Origin of the sequence: Halomonas sp. YLB-10 (genome assembly GCF_003856855.1) — a bacterium.
Taxonomy (GTDB): Bacteria; Pseudomonadota; Gammaproteobacteria; order Pseudomonadales; family Halomonadaceae; genus Halomonas; species Halomonas litopenaei.
Genome location: NZ_RRCU01000002.1, coordinates 300,014 through 319,930, shown reverse-complemented (window position 1 = coordinate 319,930; position 19,917 = coordinate 300,014). Strand labels below are relative to the sequence as shown.

17 protein-coding genes and 2 pseudogenes are annotated in these 19,917 nt (G+C 53.2%); 7 read left to right on the top strand and 12 right to left on the bottom strand.

All coding sequences use genetic code 11. The annotated features are described in order from the left end of the window. Positions 1-64: 64 nt before the first annotated feature. Both EBB56_RS05345 and drt4 read left to right on the top strand, forming a co-directional pair. Positions 65-235, top strand: a pseudogene (locus tag EBB56_RS05345) (antibiotic biosynthesis monooxygenase); the annotation flags it as partial. 386 nt (positions 236-621) lie between these two features. Then, positions 622-2,421: an antiviral reverse transcriptase Drt4 gene (gene drt4, locus EBB56_RS05340; protein WP_221621149.1), complete on the top strand. Its 1,800-nt coding sequence runs from the start codon at positions 622-624 to the stop codon at positions 2,419-2,421. 174 nt (positions 2,422-2,595) lie between these two features. Here drt4 and EBB56_RS05335 read toward each other — a convergent pair whose 3' ends face one another. The 8 genes from EBB56_RS05335 to EBB56_RS05300 form a co-directional block, all read right to left on the bottom strand. Continuing rightward, positions 2,596-3,783 (bottom strand): restriction endonuclease, encoded by a 1,188-nt coding sequence (locus EBB56_RS05335; protein ID WP_124803284.1) that lies wholly within the window; start codon positions 3,781-3,783, stop codon positions 2,596-2,598. 140 nt (positions 3,784-3,923) lie between these two features. Then, a complete protein-coding gene (locus EBB56_RS05330) occupies positions 3,924-4,385 on the bottom strand; it encodes a hypothetical protein (protein WP_124803282.1) in 462 nt (153 codons plus the stop codon). Between the two features lie 66 nt (positions 4,386-4,451). Beyond that, positions 4,452-5,279: a TIR domain-containing protein gene (locus EBB56_RS05325; protein WP_124803280.1), complete on the bottom strand. Its 828-nt coding sequence runs from the start codon at positions 5,277-5,279 to the stop codon at positions 4,452-4,454. A gap of 1,268 nt (positions 5,280-6,547) precedes the next feature. Continuing rightward, positions 6,548-7,222: an MAE_28990/MAE_18760 family HEPN-like nuclease gene (locus EBB56_RS05320; protein WP_124803278.1), complete on the bottom strand. Its 675-nt coding sequence runs from the start codon at positions 7,220-7,222 to the stop codon at positions 6,548-6,550. Beyond that, positions 7,215-8,321 carry a DUF262 domain-containing protein gene (locus EBB56_RS05315; RefSeq protein ID WP_221621148.1) on the bottom strand — a complete coding sequence of 369 codons (1,107 nt, stop codon included), beginning with the start codon at positions 8,319-8,321 and terminating at the stop codon, positions 7,215-7,217. Before EBB56_RS05315 ends, EBB56_RS05320 begins: the two co-directional genes overlap by 8 nt. Positions 8,322-8,516: 195 nt before the next feature. Further along, positions 8,517-8,792, bottom strand: a complete 276-nt coding sequence (locus EBB56_RS22315; RefSeq protein WP_221621147.1) for a hypothetical protein — start codon at positions 8,790-8,792, stop codon at positions 8,517-8,519. After that, complete coding sequence (locus EBB56_RS22310; RefSeq protein WP_409360201.1) at positions 8,729-8,944, bottom strand: type I restriction-modification system subunit M N-terminal domain-containing protein; 216 nt, start codon at positions 8,942-8,944, stop codon at positions 8,729-8,731. The genes EBB56_RS22315 and EBB56_RS22310 overlap by 64 nt, the downstream gene beginning before the upstream one ends. 219 nt (positions 8,945-9,163) lie before the next feature. Continuing rightward, complete coding sequence (locus EBB56_RS05300) at positions 9,164-9,394, bottom strand: helix-turn-helix domain-containing protein (protein ID WP_124803276.1); 231 nt, start codon at positions 9,392-9,394, stop codon at positions 9,164-9,166. Between the two features lie 101 nt (positions 9,395-9,495). On the opposite strand from EBB56_RS05300, the gene EBB56_RS05295 reads away from it, so the two are divergent. After that, positions 9,496-10,086: a hypothetical protein gene (locus EBB56_RS05295; protein ID WP_124803274.1), complete on the top strand. Its 591-nt coding sequence runs from the start codon at positions 9,496-9,498 to the stop codon at positions 10,084-10,086. Next, positions 10,083-11,474, top strand: a complete 1,392-nt coding sequence (locus tag EBB56_RS05290; protein WP_124803272.1) for a DEAD/DEAH box helicase — start codon at positions 10,083-10,085, stop codon at positions 11,472-11,474. Before EBB56_RS05295 ends, EBB56_RS05290 begins: the two co-directional genes overlap by 4 nt. Positions 11,475-11,710: 236 nt before the next feature. Here the strand turns inward: EBB56_RS05290 and EBB56_RS05285 are convergent, their stop codons facing one another. Genes EBB56_RS05285 through EBB56_RS05270 form a run of 4 tightly spaced genes read right to left on the bottom strand, consistent with a single transcriptional unit; the run spans position 11,711 to position 16,742 of the window. Next, positions 11,711-12,145, bottom strand: a complete 435-nt coding sequence (locus tag EBB56_RS05285; RefSeq protein ID WP_124803270.1) for a hypothetical protein — start codon at positions 12,143-12,145, stop codon at positions 11,711-11,713. Further along, positions 12,132-13,979 carry a tyrosine-type recombinase/integrase gene (locus EBB56_RS05280; protein ID WP_124803268.1) on the bottom strand — a complete coding sequence of 616 codons (1,848 nt, stop codon included), beginning with the start codon at positions 13,977-13,979 and terminating at the stop codon, positions 12,132-12,134. Before EBB56_RS05280 ends, EBB56_RS05285 begins: the two co-directional genes overlap by 14 nt. Continuing rightward, entirely contained in the window at positions 13,976-15,625 is a 1,650-nt protein-coding gene (locus tag EBB56_RS05275) for a phage integrase SAM-like domain-containing protein (RefSeq protein ID WP_260425296.1), read from the bottom strand. Before EBB56_RS05275 ends, EBB56_RS05280 begins: the two co-directional genes overlap by 4 nt. Beyond that, the gene (locus tag EBB56_RS05270; RefSeq protein WP_124803266.1) at positions 15,585-16,742 is read right to left on the bottom strand and encodes a site-specific integrase; all 1,158 of its coding nucleotides are present in this window, start codon (positions 16,740-16,742) and stop codon (positions 15,585-15,587) included. Before EBB56_RS05270 ends, EBB56_RS05275 begins: the two co-directional genes overlap by 41 nt. 42 nt (positions 16,743-16,784) lie before the next feature. Between EBB56_RS05270 and EBB56_RS05265 the strand changes: the two are divergent. The 3 genes and pseudogenes from EBB56_RS05265 to EBB56_RS05255 form a co-directional block, all read left to right on the top strand. Beyond that, positions 16,785-17,195, top strand: a pseudogene (locus EBB56_RS05265) (antibiotic biosynthesis monooxygenase); the annotation flags it as partial. Between the two features lie 97 nt (positions 17,196-17,292). Next, positions 17,293-18,498, top strand: a complete 1,206-nt coding sequence (gene nosP / locus EBB56_RS05260; protein WP_124803262.1) for a nitric oxide-sensing protein NosP — start codon at positions 17,293-17,295, stop codon at positions 18,496-18,498. Continuing rightward, positions 18,482-19,894, top strand: coding sequence for a hybrid sensor histidine kinase/response regulator (locus EBB56_RS05255; RefSeq protein WP_231498611.1), 1,413 nt, complete (start codon positions 18,482-18,484; stop codon positions 19,892-19,894). The genes nosP and EBB56_RS05255 overlap by 17 nt, the downstream gene beginning before the upstream one ends. The last annotated feature ends 23 nt before the right edge of the window (positions 19,895-19,917 follow it).

Below are 19,917 nucleotides of genomic sequence, written 5' to 3'. Positions count from 1 at the left end.
GAAGGCCGGCGAGAGTCGGCGCTAGCTGGCACGAGGCGGTACGTCCGATTGATGAGGAGATCCCATGTCAAGCGAACCCGTGACTCTCATGGTGGCCCGCCGCGTGGCGCGTGGACGCTACCGCGACTTCACCCTGTGGCTCGATGAAGGCCGCGAGCTGGCGGCGGACTTCCCCGGCTATCTCGGTTCCGGCATCCTGGCGCCGCCCCCCGGCGACGACGAGTATCAGCAAATTACCGCAATCAATATCATGTTATAACGTCTTAAGGTATTGATTTAACTGACTAGTCTTCGATGTAACAGTTTTAGAATGTTTTGTGCCAAAATTCCGGGGTTGTTAGGCTTTTTTGATCTATATTTGGAGCTGTAGGCTTGGACATTACACGTCGAATGCAGCTCCCATCAGCACAGCCTCAAGTACCTCATCCGACCACCGCCAGCCGGAGATGGTAGGCAGGATCGTTTTCGGCCAGAAGCGGACGCTCACTTTTCTAGCCCCTCCTAGCCCGAGCCCAGCGCGATGACGTCTGTAGCAATGAGATCCAGTGCCATGTGGTATCGAGTTACCCCAATCGCCCTGCCGCAACTAGGCCCGAGCCCTTTAGAGTAGCGTTTAGCTTGATGGTAAACTGCATCCGCCCTGCTTCAGCACTCACACAGGCACCACTGCACGCAGCAAAGATCGATGGCCTCATGGTAGGGATGAGCGAAAGCCCATTTGGCTTCGCAACTTCTCATATAAAAAAACCAACCTTTGGAAGGCATAAACTAGTGAGAGAACTTACGAATCCAACATCAAATATTGCGACACTTCTCGACACGGAAAGACATTTCTTAGAAGCCCTGACTCGCTGGAACTACTTCCCTAATCAAAAAGACTCTTCAACTGAGCTTCCTCCATGCTTCTCAACCAGAAGATTTACTCCAGAGATTGCTGAAAAACTTTCAGAAATAGAATTATCCAATAGCCGAAAAAAATCTCAGTTCGACCTAACAGAATACAAGGCAACGCGATTCAACAATGTACCTAGAGCTTTGGGCCTAATACATCCCCTCGCGTACTCGAAGATATTTTCCACTCTAAAGGCTCATAGAGAAAAAATATTCGAACTCATGGATGATAAGAACAGCGCAATCAAGGCCGAGCAGCACAATGACGGCAGAATATTCATCATGAACTATGATGATCATGAAATAAAAACTAAGAATACGTTAGATCTCAGCTTTAGCGCTCGGTTTAGAGCTCATGCAGATGTAGCCAATTGCTTTGGCTCCATCTATACACACTCGTTGGAATGGGCAATCCAAGGATATGATGAGGCAAAGAGCAAGCTTCAGACCTCTTCCCCCGAAAAACACTGGAGCTCAGTTCTCGACACAGTGCTCCGAAACGCAAAACGTAAAGAGACGATAGGCCTTCCTATCGGCCCCTGCACCTCCAGCATCGCCGTGGAAATAATACTGGCCGCAGTAGACAAAGAGCTGTCAGGTAAATTTAAATTCGTTCGGTATATCGACGATTACACCGCCTACTGCTCGACGCACTTAGAAGCCCAAGAATTTATTCGAGCCCTCAGCATAGCTCTGTCAAAATACCGCTTAACCCTAAATCTAAACAAAACCAAGGTAACCGAACTTCCAGAGCCATTAGTCGACTCTTGGGTTACCAAACTCAACAATGCTATACCATGGAAGATGGATGCCAATGGGACTCTGTCGCTTTATACCCATGACGCCATAAACTTCTTAGACTTCGCCGTCCACCTAAATACAGCCGAGCCTGACGGTAGCGTCTTGAAATTTGCAGTAAGCTCCATATGCGGCCTAGCTAAAGGCGATACTGCCGCCACAGTATTCCAGTATATTCTGAACCTCAGCTGGCATTATCCTATCCTATTGCCTTTGCTTGAAAAGATTGACGTCACATCCGACCACTACGATAAAAATTCCGTGATCCATAAGCTCAACAGTATCTTGGAGATCAATGTGTTGCATCGACGATCTGATGGCATGTGCTGGGCGTTGTATTACCTTAAGCAACTAAACGCTCAGCCGACGCCGGAAAACGTCACGCAAGTAATAGAGACACATGATGCTACTGCTATCGCACTACTTAGTAGCTTCGAGACTGGAGAGGAACATGCGATTGCTCATGCAAATGAGATTATTCACAGTCGCGACCTTCACGAGTTAGATCGGTCCTGGATCCTTTTGTATCAGCTCTTCTTCCACGAAAAGATCGCGAATCCATATAGCGATGAGACAGCATTCGACATCCTCAAAAAGTATAATGTTCAGTTCCTGAATCCTCCTAGTGATAACTCTATAGCCGAGGAATATTGCTTTTACTACTCCAACCCTTTTAGAGAAGCAGGGGAAAACCTGGTGAGCTTCGAAACCTATTATGAAGACAATTTGTGACTTCTCGCCCTAATTCATAGCAGCGTCTGCTTCTGACCGAGAGACTCCTGTCACTGCAGGTTGGAACCGACCAGAAGCGGACTTTTAATCCTCTCTGATATAACGCCCGCATTTACGGCTGGTTTGTAGCGCAGCGGAAAACCAGTCCGACAACATGCGCTTGTTATATCTTTCTCAACGAAGCCCAAATTCTGCAATTAACGATGGGCGACTAGATAACAAACGTTCCAAATGGCTTTCCGGCCACATTTCTATTCTCAAACCACTATCAGACTGATTATGTTTTTCGACTAAAGCTACAGCATCTGACGTAAACCTGCCTGAAGTGGCGATTACATGAATATCAACTTTCGGCGGCTCCCAAAGTTTCATTTGCTCCTTAAGCTCTGCTATATCGGATACGGAAACGCTCTTCGACAACCAGTGCTTACATTGAATAATTGTTCGATGCCTAAACACACCACCAAGAGGGTCGTTATGCACTCTCAATACGGATAAATCTCTCCCTCTGTCAGGAGCGTTCGTTTTCATCAGCCACTCGGGGTTTTCATACCCTTTTTCAGAAGAAATCAGAGCAAATATTATTCTCTCAAAGTCATCTGGAGAGATGTCTTCCCAATTAAGCTCTGTAACAATGGGACCTGTCGGCTTGCTAGAGACTAAACTGCCAAGATCTTCTATTTCGATAGGTATCGGCTCCTTCTCGCCATACAGTGATTTTCTAATGCTACTTTTTACGCTTGGCCAGTCATGCTTAATGATATCTTGAAGATCTCCAAGCAATCCGAAATGCAAGTGTCGGTGGAGATCTGTCCACCTGCTAGGGCGAGGCTCGCTGCCTAATAGCGTATCAATTTCAGCCACATGGGACTTTAAATCATCAAAGCTGGTTCGGGTAACGTCATCATGGATTTCAGATTCGCCTTCGAACTCAATTGCGAGATCTCTCAAGTCTTCATCTATGCTATCAATAGCCGACTGCAATGCATCTCGCACTAGCTCACGCCTTTTGCGATCGAACGTATACCTATACTCGCGAATTAACTTGGCTGGTTCGTTTATCTGATTTTCAACTGAAATTTGACACTCGATTTCGCCAACTTCCATTGCATCAAGCCTGCTCTGTCCTATCTCATTCAAGCTCAACAAGTAGATCTCTGGTTTCCACCCATCGATTTTGGGGAGAGAAGCCAAAAGATTTTCGAAATCCATGCAATTGCTTTCATAGCCAGAATCTTCTAAAAACGCCACCCCATTTGGAATTACTGATTCCATTTCCAGCCAGAGCTTCTCAAGCTTTACTAGATTTGCTTCTGCTGCTTCAAAAATTCTCAACGCAGAATTTAAAGGGCTTTCTGTCATAGATTTACTCGAGTCCTAGTGAGATATAACGCCTTCATCACAGGAGACAACGGTGCAGAGCGAATTATGGTAAGGTGCGCGGAACGCACCACAATTTAAGGCGCTTAGTTGACTTCCTGTGCATGCACTTGTTAGGCACTTCAAGATACTACATTGATTAAAGTTCTCGGTTCAGAGACTATTTTATTCTCTGTTTTTCCATGAAAAGTGGCCATTCCTACCATTGTTTTGGCATCGTTCTGAACCGTAAAAACATAGGTTCCGGTATCAAAGCCTACACCCTTAGCATCCTCAAAAATCAGGGTTATCTGATGGCCGTTGATAAAGCCGTGATAATGAAATTTTCTTTCTGATTTTTTCCCATCTCGAGTTTTTGTTCGGGTACTTGTACCCTTAACAATGCGGCCTTTCTGAGTCAGATCAATTTTGCCTACCTTAATATTCTTTCCATTGCGTAATTCGGTTATCTCCCATGCACCCACCACTCGAATTCCGTTATACAAGCACCGATCTTTGAAACTTGGCCAAATCCATTTAACTATGATGGCTATCACTGCTGTAGCTACGATGCTAGCGAGAACACCCATTAAAAATTCATTCATGTATCTACTTTATCCTCGATAGCTAAGGATTCGCATTGCCTAGTCTTGTTAGGCTTATCGCCTTAATTATAAAATGGAGCCAATCGAATAGCCGCATGCCTTTAACTCTCTAGCAACTTCATTCTTCCAAGCACCAAAATCATCGAGCGGTACATACACGACTCCACTTATATCATTTGGCGTTTCTATTTTCCCCTTGACTAAAGAGCACACATTCTCCCTGCCAAGCTTGGCCATCAAATAACCATGTTCAAAGACAACATTTTGTCGTGCTCTATCCCTTGCTGGGACCTTTGTTTCATATGCTCCACGGCCTTTATCACAGGCTGTATATAGCACCAAGGCAAAGTCAGCATCATTTGAGTAATGCTCGATCTTTTCGATAATGGTCATTCCTGAACTGGCTTGTTCATGTAAGATAATAGCTTCCAGCCCTAAGCTCTCGATAAATCTACTAACTTCTTGCTTTGCTTCATTATCTCGACCGTGAACTACAAATACTTTTCTTTTGTTCCGGGTTGCTGGAGTTTGTTGCGGCGCAGGATTACTTAGATGTGGAGCTGTAGTTGAAGGGATCGGCGCTGCGGACGCTGATTGAATTGATGTGCCAAATTCAAGCGCGTCAAGCAAATGAGTAAATTGCTCTGATAAATAGGTTCTGCGCTCAGCGTAAGTTGGAAACTTCGGCTGAATAAAACCCCAAAACGAATCTAAATTTCTATGCTGCCTTACCAATGATGGTAAATGTGGTGCGATAGCGGGATTACTGAGCAAATCTTTTCGCAGTGCCTCATATTCACTAGAATCAGAAGCCATTCCAGTAGCTCTAGCAGTCAACACATTCGCTAGATAGCTAACTTTATCAAAATCAGTTTCTAAAAATTCGATGCTCAAATCTTAGCCTTCCTATCTATTTTAACGATACTCAATGGGAGCCTAACATATATTCTTGTGCCGGCTGCATAACACGGCTGAACCAGCATGCCGCTTTCGCCGAGATGTCCGCTTTGGGTCGTAAGCAGTCTCCGGGCCAGTCAGGCCTTTGTGAGAACATATTGTTGCGAACTTGGCATAGATCTACTCTTTCCGCCACCGACGCTACTCCAACGCGTCGCATCCTCATCATAAATTCGCATGATTCCGCATGAGTTCTGGTGTACCTCTATCACCGGCAGAGCCCCGTAGTGGTGCGTGCTGGCGGCCAGCACATGAGTGCATTAAAACCGACAGGTTTAGCGCGGAGGCGGGGCGGGGTGTCGACAGCGCGCCAGGGTGCCGGACAGGGGACGGGGGATGATGGCAACTGGGCGCCGGTGAGCGAGGGGAACGCTTTACTCGAGGACGCCCAGAGCAGCGCGTTTGGTAGGGATCGAAACGGATCAACCCCGCCGTATGGCGGGGTTGATGGGTAGGGAGCTTGTAGTAACTGCCCTTAGGTTGAAGCGCTTGCCAGCGCGGCCTCCAGTTCCTTCAGTCGTCTTGCAGCTGCCATGCTGTTTTGGATGGCCTCTCTCGGTATTCCACCGCTTAGCGGTGGGATCTTTGTTTTATGCTCATCGCAGGCATTAGGTAGCGGTAGCAGCTTGAGGAAGAGAGCACCGATAGCGGCCAACTGTCTTCGCTCAATCTCATGTTTGGCCTGTTGGGTTTCCTGCCGGTCGAGGTCGCGAAAAGCTCCTCTACGGGCTGCTTGCTGTTGTCGGTCTGGTGGCCGGTGTCAATCTTGTGTGAACACCAAACTGGGTCATAAACGAGGCTTGGGTCATCTTCGAGCAGCAGGATTGATGAGGTGCAAAAGTACGGTTGAGCCCGGGCAGGAAGGGCTTGCAGCAACATCCAGGAGCAACAGTCGGGGCAAAAAGCGCCGGAATGTCAGGGGAGGGGGCATGGATCGCAGATCTGACATGGCGCCCTCTGCAAGATTCGATAAAATTCATTAACAGTCTGTTTTGTATAGATTTCCTAGTTTGTTGAGATTTTTATTATACCATTCGCTATACCAGCTTCTCTCAACATACAGCTGTGCATGCCTTTTCAGCGAAGGGCACGCCCCCGGTCCACTTTCGGCCATAAGTGGACGTTTAGATTTTACTAATATTCAGCGCGGGGGCTCAGCCGCCGGTTTGGAGGCCAGCGAAAATCCGTTCGGTTGTAGTCCATAGTTATACAGTAGCATTTGAGTGGCCGGCACATTCAGTGTTTTCATCAGAACATTGTGAATAAATATTTTCTTGAAAAGAGTCAGAAAGTAAAAGCAATAGATCTTGAGTTAGCTGAACATGGTTCTCCAAATCAACTGAAGACAAATCTGGATCATCACCATGGGCAACGCTATGCCTCCAGCCAACTAGTTCTTTATCAATACGGATGCGAAATTTCTGGAAAGGCACTAAGTCAAACCCCAGGATATCGAAGTTCTGTTTCAGTTTTTTGAAATCAAGGTTAGAGCGAGACATAACCACATTTGCGTCAAACTCACTAAACCCCTTATCCATTGTGGCTCTCAAGCCATCAACAAACTGGCTCTCTGCTTCACTTGAGTGATTTCTGTCTCTTAGCTTCTGTAGATTTGGCTTCAAAACGCCTACTAACATTGACCATGAAACCTCTCTCACTTTTTTATTATGTGACTCTAAAGAATCTATGAAATGGCGCACGCATTCGTTATAAAACCCTTCCCAGTGGGCGTAAGCTAAAACAATTACTGCCTTTGAGTGAACTCCATAATTTGAAAACTTTCCAGCTTCAGTCATCCTTACCTTAAGTTCAGAGAGCTCCTTTGCCCTTCTGAGCCTGAGGCCATCTATTTGGTCAACATTCTGTGATAAATCATTCATCTGGGCGGAACCAATTCTCTCCAAAAGGAATAGTACGCTGTATTCGAGTCGTTCCTCGAAGACCTGACGCGCTCAAGTCAGCCACTTCCTTTTGTCGCCAGAATTCATCGATTCTTCTACTAATAAACTCTTCTGGATTTTCTAAAGAAGAAATTCTGTCTTTGTTTCTTGCAATCCCTACGAGTACACCCTCCAATGCTCTCAAGGAAAATCTTTTTGAAATGCCTTCATGGGCCTCGTCATGAGGCAATAGCGCTTCTTGACCGAACATTTTATCGAGGGTCCTTACGCTCCAAGAAACACTGTCGATAATATGATCAACATTATCATCAACAACAATCTTGAGGATTGTTCTGTCTAAGAACTCCTGAACATCCATTTCAGCGTTGAATTCTTCACCCGTATGAACTATGGCTCTTACTAGGTACTCAACATCTTTCTGCTTATACTGCTGTTCTGCGGTAACGTTGACAATTCGCCCAAACTGGTCCGACTTGGCTATCTCTTTAATCCTTCGCGTAGCCTCTTTATTTGCAAGAACCATGGAGCATGTTCTAACCTCTTGTTCGTTGGCATATTCCCCGCCCCTATTTAGCCGCTGAAACAAGTCAAACTTAGTCTTTGGGTCGCTTGGATGCTTTAATACCTGAAAGTCAATGCGCGCTCGCCGGAAAAACAATTGCAAAGATTTTTCTAAAGCTGACTGACCCGCTTCTTGAGAAGACCAGCGAGTACCTTTTAGTGATGGTAAGTAGACCGCTTCACAGAGTGCCGAAGCTGGTAAAATTTTTGTTCTATCTTCCGGGTCTCGAAGGATGCCCAAAAATTCAAGAATGGTCGAAATTCGTTGCAGGCCATCTATTAATTCCCAAGTGCCATCACTGTTTTCAAAGGCGAATGCTGGGGGGACAGGAATACCAATTAGAATTGATTCAATAAAAGCTGTCTTTTTCTCAACAGTCCAACGAAAAAGTCTTTGAAAGTCAGGGATTATGTCAAGCTCCTCCTGGCTATACATCGACGCAATTTCACCTATTGATATCTGGATGCTATCTGTAGTGACGTTTCTTTTGGCTTCTTCTAGTTCATCTCGTAGCACAAGCAACCACCCTAAATTTTAGTTTCATGAAATGCATGGAATAATAGACATTAGACAACGCGCGCGTTCAATAATGTTATGCCGCTCGCATGCCCCCCCTAAAGCACTTAAATAAAATACGTATAGTTCGGCAGTATAACACTGATCATCGTGCTTACGGCCCTTGCCGGCACGTCCGCTTTGGGTCGAAACCGGTCATTGTTCAAGCCTTTGTGTGGTTTGACGGGACCTGTCTGCTATCAGCTTGAGAATCAACAGAGTAAACTGCCTACCCGTTTCCTCATTCTCCAGCAACGGCATGCTGAGCTTCTCGTGCTCGCTGAAAGCATCAAGAACGGCGTCGGTGACCTTTTTCGGGAAGAGACCATGCATCACCTGATCCTCGCTGTGGTTGTGGATCTGGGCCATCACCGTTTGGTCGCGTTCGATACGGTCGGCGATGCCGTTGGCGAAGTGCAGCTTGTCGCGCACCGTCTCGGGTTGGCGTGGTGGGCCTGGGCATCGTCGAGTACCGCAGCCTTGGTGGGCTCCATTACGCACTCTAGGCGCCGCAGCAGGGTAAAAGGCAGGATGATGCGGCCGTACTGGGACCACTTGAAATCGCCGCGCTGCAGGTCCGCCACGGACCAGATGAAGGCCGCCAGCTGAGAGTGACTTTCCACGTTCACGATGCTTCCCCGCGTTCTTTGTACTGATGGTGATGTATGAGGGCCATCATACACAGCGAAGCGGAGTGAGGGACAAGGCAGGCAGGCCGCGTTGAGAAGGTGGTGCCTGTCCTACATCGCCTGTCAGTGATCTCCTACTACGTGACGCTGAATGCCTCTATGACGCGTCAGGGGCTAGCTGACCTCAAGCTCCGTCATGCGAGGAAGAAGCGACGCCGGGTCGCACATTAGCACACCGGCGATGAGGTACAGCTTCTCGACCGTGATGTTTACCTCGCCACGTTCGATGCGTCCTATGTAGCTGCGGTCAATGCTGCAGGCCAGCGCCAGTGCATCCTGAGAGAGCCGACAGGCTTTTCTCTGTGTCCGGATGCGTGCCCCCAACGCTTTTGCCAATGGATCCATGACTGCCTCAATTTCATTTGAGGCAGTACTATCGTGTGTTTGCGGACTCACAGGCCACGGACTATAATCCGCATTTTTGTGACAACCGCTTAGGTGCCTGCATGAAAACCGTCTCGTTCATCTTCGACAGGCGACTGTATGACATTCTCCAGAAGGAGGGGCGCACGCAATTCACCACCCGCGAATTGCGGGATGCCTACGCCAAGCATCTTGAAGGCACCGACTTTCGTCTCGGCGATGTGCGCCGGTATGTGTATGAGCAGATTCGGCGCCTGCTCAGGGCTGGCTGGCTCGTACCTGACAAAGAGCGCCGCAAGCGGGGGCAGGTCTACCACCTACAACCCATCCCGCCGCACCTGCATTTAGAGCTGATCGACAACGGCTTCGAGAATAGCCTCAAGCCCGCGCCTAAAGAGGAACTGACATCGTCAACCCCCGAGCCGAGTGCCACGCCACCCGCGTCGTCGTCCGATGCGCAGACGTATCTAGAAGGCCTCCTCAAAGAGGTTCAGCTCGACTTCCTGTCGTCGATGGGCGAAACGGAGCGCTACAAGCAGCTCCTCGATGACATGCCCCATTTAAAGGACCAGGTTGAGAGCGAGTATCGGGGGGCCAAAGACCGCAGTTCGCGCCTGTTGGGACATCTTCGTGCCGTCGAGAACACACTCAAGGCGGTGGCCTCTCAGCGATGACGGCATCGCTGAGAGACTGGCAGCGCCGGTGTATAGACACGGCGTTGGAGAACTTCCTTTCCACGTCGCATTTCTTCTGCCAGGCGACCCCCGGTGCCGGTAAGACACGCATGGCGGCGGAGCTGACACGATGCCTGCTTGACCAAGGCAAGATCGATCTGGTGCTCTGTTTCGCACCGTCGTGCCAAGTCGTTGATGGCTTTCGTTCGACCTTTTCGGCGGTGCTCGGCAAGCGTCTGGACGGCTTGCTCGGCGCGGTGGGGGGGGCTTACACCTATCAAGCCATGGAGTACCGCGATGAGATCTTCTGGCGACTGCTCGACGACTATCGCGTGTTCGTCGTCTTCGACGAAATCCATCACTGCGCCGGCTATGATCCCCTGCTGAGCAACGCCTGGGGTCAACAGATCCTGCAGAAGATCCAGGATCGGGCCGTCTTCACCTTGGCGCTGTCCGGCACGCCGTGGCGCTCTGATGACCGCGCCATTGCCCTGGCGCGCTACCTATCTCCCAAGGGGCAGCTGATCTGCGACTATCGGTATGGTCTGCAGGAAGCCATCGCGGACGGAGTGTGCCGTTCGCCCCGCATTCTGCTTCTGGACAACCAACAAGTTGCGCTCACGGAAGCAGTCGAAACCGAGAACACTGTTAGGTTGTTCCCCAATATCGCCGAGCTGCTGGGGGAGTCGCCTGTCACTTACGAAGACTTGTTGCGCCATGACGAGGTGATCGAACAACTGCTCGCGCGAGGAAGCGACAAGCTGGACACGCTTCGCCGGAGCCAGCCAGAGGCGGCGGGCCTGGTAGTTGCCACCGATATCGAACATGCCCAGCAGATAGCCCAGGCGCTTGACGCTATGGGGGAAAGTTGGTGTGTCGTGACTAACAAAACCCCGAATGCCCAGCGGGTCATCAATGCATTCCGACACAGCAATTGCCGCTGGATCGTCGCAGTCGGGATGATCAGCGAAGGAACCGACATCCCCCGCCTGCAGGTATGCTGCTTTCTCAGCCGCATCCGTACCGAGCTACACTACCGGCAGGTCTTGGGGAGAATCCTGCGTCGCATGGGCGAAGCCGATGATCAAGCTTGGCTGTTCATGCTGGCGGAAACGACGCTACAGCGATTCGCGGAACGCATTGCCATTGATCTACCGGAGGATCTTGCCGTGCTGAGCCAGGTACCGGTGCCTGCGGTCGAAGCTAGCCCGGCGTCGGGCGGCAGGGGTGCTGACGACGATGCGGATGGCGGCAATGACGGTGATTTTGAACAAGACTTGGAGGAGGCTTCCCCGAGCGCTTACGCGCTCGGGGATTTTGCTGATGAACCGAGCTATCACATTAGCTTTTCGCAGCACTACAGGCAGTTGCTGCTGACTTGCATCTGAAAGATTAGCTCCAAGCCTTGTTGCTCGAAAAATGGCATCCAGATTTTATTTTGGATGCCCCCCTTCCCGATCAGGCATGAAAGTGTCTACTAAAACCGGCAAAGATAAGCTGGAAAACTAGACCTTTTAGGTGAAGCTCAAAGTTTTTCCTGATTACCGAAAGAGAGTGGGGAAGAGAGAAGCGAAGTGCCCCATAGGCGAAGGCCTACAAGTCCACACCAACCAGAAAACCCGGTTTATCTAGTTTTTTTCGAGGGGAACCCGGCCACTTTCTCGTTCTCCGCGATGGATCGCAGGCGCTGGTTTTCAGCAACCAGTGAGGCCATTTCAGAAGCCATATCTTGGCTGAGTTTTCGGATATCAAGATGCTCTTGCCTAAGTGCTGTGTACTTGGCTCTGAGCTCTTTAAGCTCGTTATTCTTTTCGTCCCGTTGTGCCCGAACCGCCTTATTACTTGCCTCCCGAATACGCTCAGCAAGACCTGGGTGATTGTTGTGAATGGTGGCTCGACTGACCCCAGCTTCCTCAGCCACCGACTGGATGCTGAGCTTGCGCCCAGGTTTGACTACCTTGGGACGTCCTTTTTCTATCCGCACAATAGCCTGGCGTATGGCCTTTGCAGTCAATTCTCCCCGCGTAAGCGGCTGGGCGGTATCATCAGGTTGCGACATCAGCCAAGTCCTCTCCCGTTGCTCCAAGCCCCTTCAGGACTACCTCGCAGCGTTCTATGTCACGTTCGACTCGCTCAGTGCCTCCGGGCCCAATATCTGTGAGATCACGCAATTCGAGTTGCTGGGAATAGATCCCTTGCCAAACGAACTTGCGTGATTGATCGATGACGGCATTGCCACAGTCTGCACAACGTGTCTTCTCGATACCCTGGCCGCCGTTACAGCCTCCCGTGTCGGCGGTACACCACGCGACGCCGGTGGCCCGCAGGTGAACCAAGGGGCTGATTGTTTTGGCCATCTCAGCGCGCCCTTCCTTAGTGGCAAGCGCTTCGCTTTTCGTGCGGAAGGCCTGGATCGGGTCGGCACCACCACCCACCAGGATTGCATCAGGCTCTAGCCAGTGCTCCAGTAGGTCCATTTTGATGCTCTGTGCGGCTAGGCCGATGCTATCGTAAAGATCGGCATCCTGCTGCCGGGACATGGCGTACAGCGTGGTCATGTCTAGCGACCAGTGCTTGAAATGATCCCGTAGGTAGCGAAGGTCTCCAAAGGCGCTGTGAGCGACGTAGACTGCGAAGGTGCGACGAAACTGATGCGGCGTAAAGCGCCATTCCAGCCCGCACTGGGCAGCAAATGTATTGAGGCGCTTAATGATAGAACTGATTGAAAGCGTTTCAACCCCGTATTTATGTTTCTTTCCCACAGCCAGGAACAAGCGATGGCTATGCTCACGCATTTGGGGGATGTCGACGTCTTTCGGATTGTCTGTTCGCAAGGCTGAAATACGCTGCTCCAGGTTCGCTTGTAGTGGTTGCGCAAGGCGCTCAGCCACGACAAGGGCGCGGTGAGTAATCTCGGCCACCAGCCACTCGCAGTCTCCTACGCCCGTCTTGTAGGAGGTGCCACGCACCCAGTGAAAGGGTTCACCCTCTTCATCCAGAGTTTTGAAGGCGCACTGATTTTCCAGTGAGCACAGTTCAGATACGCGGATACCGCTGGTAATCAGGACGATGCTCATACACGCAGTTTGCAGGTGTCTCTCCGCTTCGCTTAACTCACTTTTTGTCCAACCCAACTTATTCAAGCGCGCTCGGATGGGCTTCCGGCTCATACCCTCTGACTGCCACGCTTCAATTCGCTCGCGGACACTGATGATGTCATCGGCCCGGTCTAGCCAGTCCACTGTCGACTGGAACAGCGGTCCCAAGATGTCATCCGGGATGGTTTCAGTCTTAGCTCCTTGGTGAAAAAGTTTACTAGTCCCTGAAAGTTGATATGCTGAAGATTCCTGCCAAGGGTAAGGCATGGCGTCACTGGACTGTTGGCTGAGGATATGGAGGTTTTGTACAGCCGAAAAAAGCCGGTTCAAGTATGAACCTGAAAGCGGTTCTCCCTTATGACCCTTAAGTTTCTTGCAGAACTCTACATACTGTTGGCAGATCAGTGGTGTCACATTGCTCAGCCGGGATACTCCCCGATCATTAAGCCAGGTAAGAAAAGCTGTCGCCTGATAGAAAAATTGACGAATCGTATTTCCTTTGGGCGGGGAGCTTCCTTCAACTCCTTTCAGGATGTAAGACGTCACGCAGATCTTGAATGTATCTCGAAACGGCAGCGGCACCCGCAAGAAATTTAATAGTTTTTGGTTGTTACTTGTCCCGGCAGTGAAAAGACTATCAGGGAGAGTCACGACATCATCGCCACAATAGCTCAAAACATGGTAACTACCATCTTCCAGCTGAACCCCGGTTAGAACAGCGTGTGGATTTAAGGTCCCTGCCTCGGAGGCTTGGAGGGCTTTCATCTGCTCGGCGCGAAATCTGACTTCGTTCATGCGATGTCCTCTAACCGTTCCGGATTACGCCAGAAGGGGTGCGGGTCGACTTTAGCCCGTTGCCTTTGAATGCTTACAAGCTCTGCATCAAATTGTGGGGTGACCTCTCGGTCGATGATCCGGATGATGTGGCCGTAAACCTGTTTCCAAGCACTCGCTCCCATGCTTTGGCGCATCTTAACCAGCCCCCAGTAGAGGCTGAAGATACGGTATAGGTCATCTCCCGTCACAACGAAGGACCGGCAACGAAAGCAAGCCAGGAACTTCTGGCAGTGCTCGCCATTTTTGGGTGCACGCTCTCCGTTCAAGGTGTCCCGACAACTGGCTACCGGCGTTTTCTGGGTTGGCCCTAACTCTACTTTTTCATGGTTAAGCAGTTCCTCGGTGCGAACCTCGCCCATGAGGCGCCAGTCTTTCTCGGCGCGTTCCGGAGCCTCCAGGTAGTGGTTGTCGGACACCTTAGGGGTATGACCTCCGAGCCTGGCGGTCAGGAACGGATCCTGGCCAGACAGAGTGAACAACCGGTTCTCAAATGTCTTGCGCAGTCGCATGACGTTGAGCTTCAGCGGCTGGCCATCGGCATCTTTTATCTGGTGGCGGTTGAGAAATGCCTTTATGCCTCGGGCGAGTGTGTTCATCGTCATGCGACTTATTTTTCCGGCGTTTACAAAATCACGATTCACGTAGACAAATAGCCGCTGTGGGTAATCGCTCGCCTGTCGTGGCGAAACATTGCGAACACGCACAAGATCAATGATGCGTGCTACGTCAGGCAGCGCCGACACCATCGACTCAATATCGCCGGTACGACGCAGGCTCTGGATGTGCGTGGAGCCGCGGCGACGCTTGAAACTGACCAGCACGTATCGGTCTTTCTTGATGGGATGGGGAATGAGGCAGTCAATCAGGAGTTCCGAGGCTGGCGTCGGATTGATACCTGTTCTCGCTGCAATGGCCAGCAGGCAGGTGACCAGCTCATAAGAGGTTAGCGGTCCACTTCCTTTGATGATCTCCCGCATGTCGGCTTTCATAGCCCGCAGAACGCTTTGGCGTTCTGACTCACTCAGGGCGGTCTGGCCCTTCTGTGATCTATTCGAGTTCGGGAAGGGATTGCGAGGGAAAATATCGTTGGCAATCCAGCCTGACTGCCCCATTGCTACCAGTATCGACTTGGCGCATTGGTATTTACTTTTCTGGGTAGTTAAGCGATTCCCCATCTGCCGCAAATGGGCAATGAAGTGGTCGATGAACTGGCGGTCGATATCATCCAGTCGCAGTTCGCGCCCCAGCGCGGAGGCCATCGTAGCGCAGAATGGAAGAAAGGATGACACTCCGTTACTGAAAAATGAGTCGAGACTAGCCGCGCTGTGCGTTTTTCCGCCGCTTTCAATAGAAGCTTTGGCCATGCGAGCCAGAACACGTTGAGTTGCATATACCACTACATCGCAGTCGTTTCCGTAGTGCTTTGCGAAATTTAGTTTACGCGAGTCCGTGGCACCTTCGGGCAAGGACACGACCATATTGGCGGGAGGAAGGCTAGTGATATCCAGCGTTTCGTCATTGGTGACTTTGCCAGGACGGGGGGTCGTGGATTGTAGCTTTTTTTTAGGCATCGCCAATTTCTCTGCTGATGAGGTCAATTTCACTCTGGTAGTCGTTCATCAGCGCATCCTCAAGCTCTGAGAGGCAGTGCAGATACTTCTCGGTGGTTGTGACCGAGGCGTGGCCCATTCGGTCGCGCACGTACAGCAAGGCATTGGTCTGGGCCTTGGATTGCATCATTGCGTACAGCGTGTGCGTGGCGTAGGTATGTCGCAGGAGATGGACGTTGATGTAAGGAATACCGGCAACCTCTCCAGCCTTCTTCACAATACCCAGAAAGGCTGCCCCGTCGTTCGCGTAAGGTTGGCCGGATTCCTTCAGGAACAAAACAGTCTGGTGTTGCCCTGAAATGCTCTCATGCTGGTGGCGACGGTCCAGGACGTATTGCCAGAGGGCTTCCATGACTGTGCGGGGCACGTCGATCCCTCTGGGCTGATTGCCTTTGATGGTCATATCGCGTGGATCAAGGTTGACCCGGATGAAGGAGCGGTGCTTGGTGTAAGTCGCCGGATTGATCACGTACTTCAGCGGAAACGTAGCTAGTTCCTCTCTGCGCAGCCCTGTCGTGAGCGCCAATCTGACGATCAGCTTGTGCGTGGGATTGGTGATGGTATTCAGGAGATCTAGCGACTGATGCTTGCTCAACACCCGAATGACTGTTCGGGGCGTCTTCAGCATGATGTCTGGGCTCGTTTGCTTCCCACCACTCGCATCGACGTGAGCCAGGAACCCTTTCGGTTGTCTCACCGTGACCGTTTCCATGGCATACGGAACAGTCGTCACCCAACCACAGTTGGCAGCATACCGATAGAAGGCGCAGAGGAGTCGTAGCCGGGCATTCACCGTTGCTGCGGCAAGGCTCCCTCCCTCGGGACTCAGGTTCCAGTCGCGGAACTCCGCCAGGATCGTAGCTTCCCGGTCATTGCCCACGTCACGCCAGTCAATGCCATTTACCTCGCACCAGCCAAAGAACTGATACAACGCTTTTCCGTAAGTAACCCATGACTTCTTGGATTGAACCCTGCCACGTTTGATCAGGTGCGCTATGCAAAAGTCCAGCGCTTCCTCAATAACCTTCCCTTCTGCAGAAACAAGGATGGGAAAGCCTGAGTAGCTGAAGCCGTCTAGTTTGAATTTTTCCGTGCTGAAGAAGAGGTCCATTTTGAGATCCTATCAGATGGTATCACTTTGACAAGCGGTAATCAGATCATCTTTCGCTTTCAGGACACCGATACCCTCGCACGCTGGGAGCATTCCGCCTCGCGCCGTGCCTGGCTCGAGCGTGGTGCCGGCCTGTTCGAGGCCCCCCAGGAGCGGCGTGCCCTGGGACTCGACAGCTGGTTCACCAGCCCCGGCCCCAGGGTGCCGCCGCGCTGGAAGCAGGCGATCGCCATCTGGCTGGCGTTCTTCCCGGTGTCGCTGATGTTCCAGTGGCTGCTGGGCGATACCCTGGAGACCTTGCCGCTGGTTCCTCGGGTACTCGCCAGCACCCTGATGCTGACCCCGGTGATGGTGTTCCTTTTCATCCCCCTGTCTACCCGCCTGCTGGCGCCCTGGCTTCAGGCGCCGCCCGGACGTGGCGCTCGCCTGAGCCTGCGTCTGCGCCGCAGCTGAGGCTGACAGGCGGCCCTCCCGGCTCGCATTGAGTCTGGCCACTGCTCGCGCCTACACTCAGGTCATGCGGCGTTGCCGCGGATCTTGAGGACAGCCCATGGGCAGTGCGAGCACGGCGCCCCGCGTGGAAGGCGACATCACCGCGCGGGAGCGCCCTACACCAGAACAACAAGAGCTTGCGTCGCTGGGACTCAAGGTGGCGGCCAGCCGCCACCCCAAGGCTGAACAGGCGGCGTGTGAGCTGCATCACGAGCTCTATCATCCCGACCTGGGTTTCGTGCTGTTCTTCGTCAGCGCCGAATACGCGCTGGACCCCCTGGCCCAGGCCCTGGAGTCGACCTTCGGTGGGCTGCCGCTGGCGGGTTGCACCACGGCGGGTGAGATCACCCCGCTGGGGTACGAGCGCGGGTCCATCGTCGCCATCGGGTTCGATCGCCGTCATTTTGGCGTGGCCACCACCCTGCTCGAGGACCTCGAGAGCGTCTCCCTGATCGACGCCCAGCGTCGGGTGGAGTCGCTTCTTGCCACCGCCAGGGGGCATCTGGATGGCGAGGCCTTCGCGCTGACCCTGCTCGATGGGCTGTCGGCCAGCGAAGAGCAGGTGCTGACCACTCTGGACGCCGCCCTGGGTGGTATCCCGAGCTTTGGTGGCTCGGCCGGGGACGACAACCGACTGGCGCATACCCACGTGTTTGCCGGTGGGCGCTTTCACAGCGCGGCGGCGGTGGTGGTGCTGATCACTACCCACCATCCCTTCGAGGTGTTCTCGACCCATCACCTGGCGGCACGCCGTGACAAGCTGGTGGTCACCCGCGCCGATCCTGCGGGCCGGCGTGTGCTGGAGCTCAATGCCCTGCCCGCGGTGGACGAGTACGCCCGGCTGGTCGGTGTCTTGCCAAGCGAGCTCGATGAGGGCGTGTTTGCCCGCCACCCGTTGGCGGTCAAGCTGGGCGACGCCTACTACGTCCGCTCGATCCAGCGTGCCAACGCCGACGGTAGCCTCAGCTTCTACTGCGCGGTGGAGACCGGCATCGTGCTGACCGCCATGGCCGGCACGCCGATTCTCGAGGCCCTCGACGATACCCTGGGGGGCCTTCAGCGCCGGCTGGGGAAACCGCAGTTGATCATCGGCTGTGACTGCTTTCTCAGGCGTCTGGAGTTCGAGGCGCTCGAGCAGATCGGCGACGCCTCTGAGCGACTTTCCAAGGCCTCGGTGGTGGGCTTCAACACCTACGGTGAGCAGCACCACGGCATGCATATCAACCAGACCTTCACGGGGGTGGCGATTGGATCTGGTCGGTGAGCCAAGGCAGGATCGCGCCAGCAGTGCACTGGAACAGGAACTGCTGGAGGAAAACCATCGGTTACGCCGGATCTGCCAGGCGCTGATCGAGCGGGTCGAGTCCGCCGGGGCGGGCGGGGCACCCTATGGTGCCTTCGAGCACGCGGTGCTGCTCGCCGAGCAGGTGCGCGAGCGCACCGAGACCCTGCACCGTACCCTGGATGAACTGGCCGAAACCAATGCCCGTCTGGAGGAGGCCCGGCGCGACGCCGAGGCCGCCAATGCCTCCAAGACCCGCTTCCTGGCGGCGGTCAGCCACGACCTGCTGCAGCCGCTCAACGCCGCGCGGCTGTTTGCCAGCGCCCTGGAAGAGCGAAAGCTGCCGGAAGAATCCGGTCGCCTGGTGCAGCGTATCGATCGCTCGCTCAGCGACGTGGAATTGCTGCTGGGGACCCTGGTCGACATCTCGCGGCTGGATGCCGGGGTGTTGACCCCGGATGTGGCCCCCTTCGCCGTCTCGCAGCTGCTGGATGCGCTCGCCGAGGAATTTCGTCAGATGGCCGGCGCCCGCGGGCTGGCGTTTCGCTATGTGCCGAGTTCTGCCTGGGTCGAGTCCGACCTGGCGCTGCTGGCCCGGGTGATTCGCAACCTGATGTCCAACGCCGTGCGCTACACCGAGTCGGGGCGGGTGCTGCTCGGCTGTCGCAGACGTCGGGTCGGCCAGCAGTACTGGCTCGAGATCCTGGTGGGGGATACCGGTCCGGGCATCGACGAGGCTCGCCGTGACGAGATATTTCTGGAGTTTCGCCGCGGCAACGCCGCAGCCCCGGGGCAGGAGCGCGGGCTGGGGCTGGGGCTTGCCATCGTCGATCGCATCGCCCGCCTGCTCGATCACCCCATCACCCTCAATAGCCGACCCGGCCAGGGCGCCCAGTTCTCGGTAAGCGTGCCCTGCGCTCGCCCGGCGCGTGCGGTGGCCCCGTCGGCCTCGACCCTGCAGCAGGCCGGCACGCGTCAACTGCAGAGTACCGAGGTATGGGTGCTGGACAACGATCCCGCAATCCTCGAGGGCATGAGCGCGCTGCTGGGTGGCTGGGGATGTCGGGCGCGCCTGGCGTCGCGAGTGGTTGAACTGGAACAGAGCCTGGCCGAGCGCCACGAGACACAGGGCATGGATAGGCCGTCGCCAACGGTGGTGATGATCGACTACCACCTGTCCAGCGACGAAGAAGATGGCCTGGCGCTGGCGCAGCGCCTGGCCGGCTCTCATGTAGACCTGGCCCCGATACTGATCACTGCCAACCACGACGCCGAGATCAAGCGGCGTTGTCGTGAGCTTGGCTTCCCCTGTCTACTGAAGCCGCTGAAGCCCCTGCGCCTGCGTCAGGCACTGATACACCTGCTCGACGCCGGTTGAGCCGTCTTGCCTTGGTCAGCGAG

Coding starts and splice junctions, on each gene's coding strand:
- EBB56_RS05285 (WP_124803270.1), bottom strand. CDS start 12,145: ATGTCGCAACCTGATGATACCGCCCAGCCGCTTACGCGGGGAGAATTG.
- EBB56_RS05330 (WP_124803282.1), bottom strand. CDS start 4,385: ATGAATGAATTTTTAATGGGTGTTCTCGCTAGCATCGTAGCTACAGCA.
- EBB56_RS05270 (WP_124803266.1), bottom strand. CDS start 16,742: ATGGACCTCTTCTTCAGCACGGAAAAATTCAAACTAGACGGCTTCAGC.
- nosP (WP_124803262.1), top strand. CDS start 17,293: ATGGGCAGTGCGAGCACGGCGCCCCGCGTGGAAGGCGACATCACCGCG.
- EBB56_RS05295 (WP_124803274.1), top strand. CDS start 9,496: ATGAAAACCGTCTCGTTCATCTTCGACAGGCGACTGTATGACATTCTC.
- EBB56_RS05280 (WP_124803268.1), bottom strand. CDS start 13,979: ATGAACGAAGTCAGATTTCGCGCCGAGCAGATGAAAGCCCTCCAAGCC.
- EBB56_RS05335 (WP_124803284.1), bottom strand. CDS start 3,783: ATGACAGAAAGCCCTTTAAATTCTGCGTTGAGAATTTTTGAAGCAGCA.
- EBB56_RS05300 (WP_124803276.1), bottom strand. CDS start 9,394: ATGGATCCATTGGCAAAAGCGTTGGGGGCACGCATCCGGACACAGAGA.
- EBB56_RS05290 (WP_124803272.1), top strand. CDS start 10,083: ATGACGGCATCGCTGAGAGACTGGCAGCGCCGGTGTATAGACACGGCG.
- drt4 (WP_221621149.1), top strand. CDS start 622: ATGGTAAACTGCATCCGCCCTGCTTCAGCACTCACACAGGCACCACTG.
- EBB56_RS05320 (WP_124803278.1), bottom strand. CDS start 7,222: ATGAATGATTTATCACAGAATGTTGACCAAATAGATGGCCTCAGGCTC.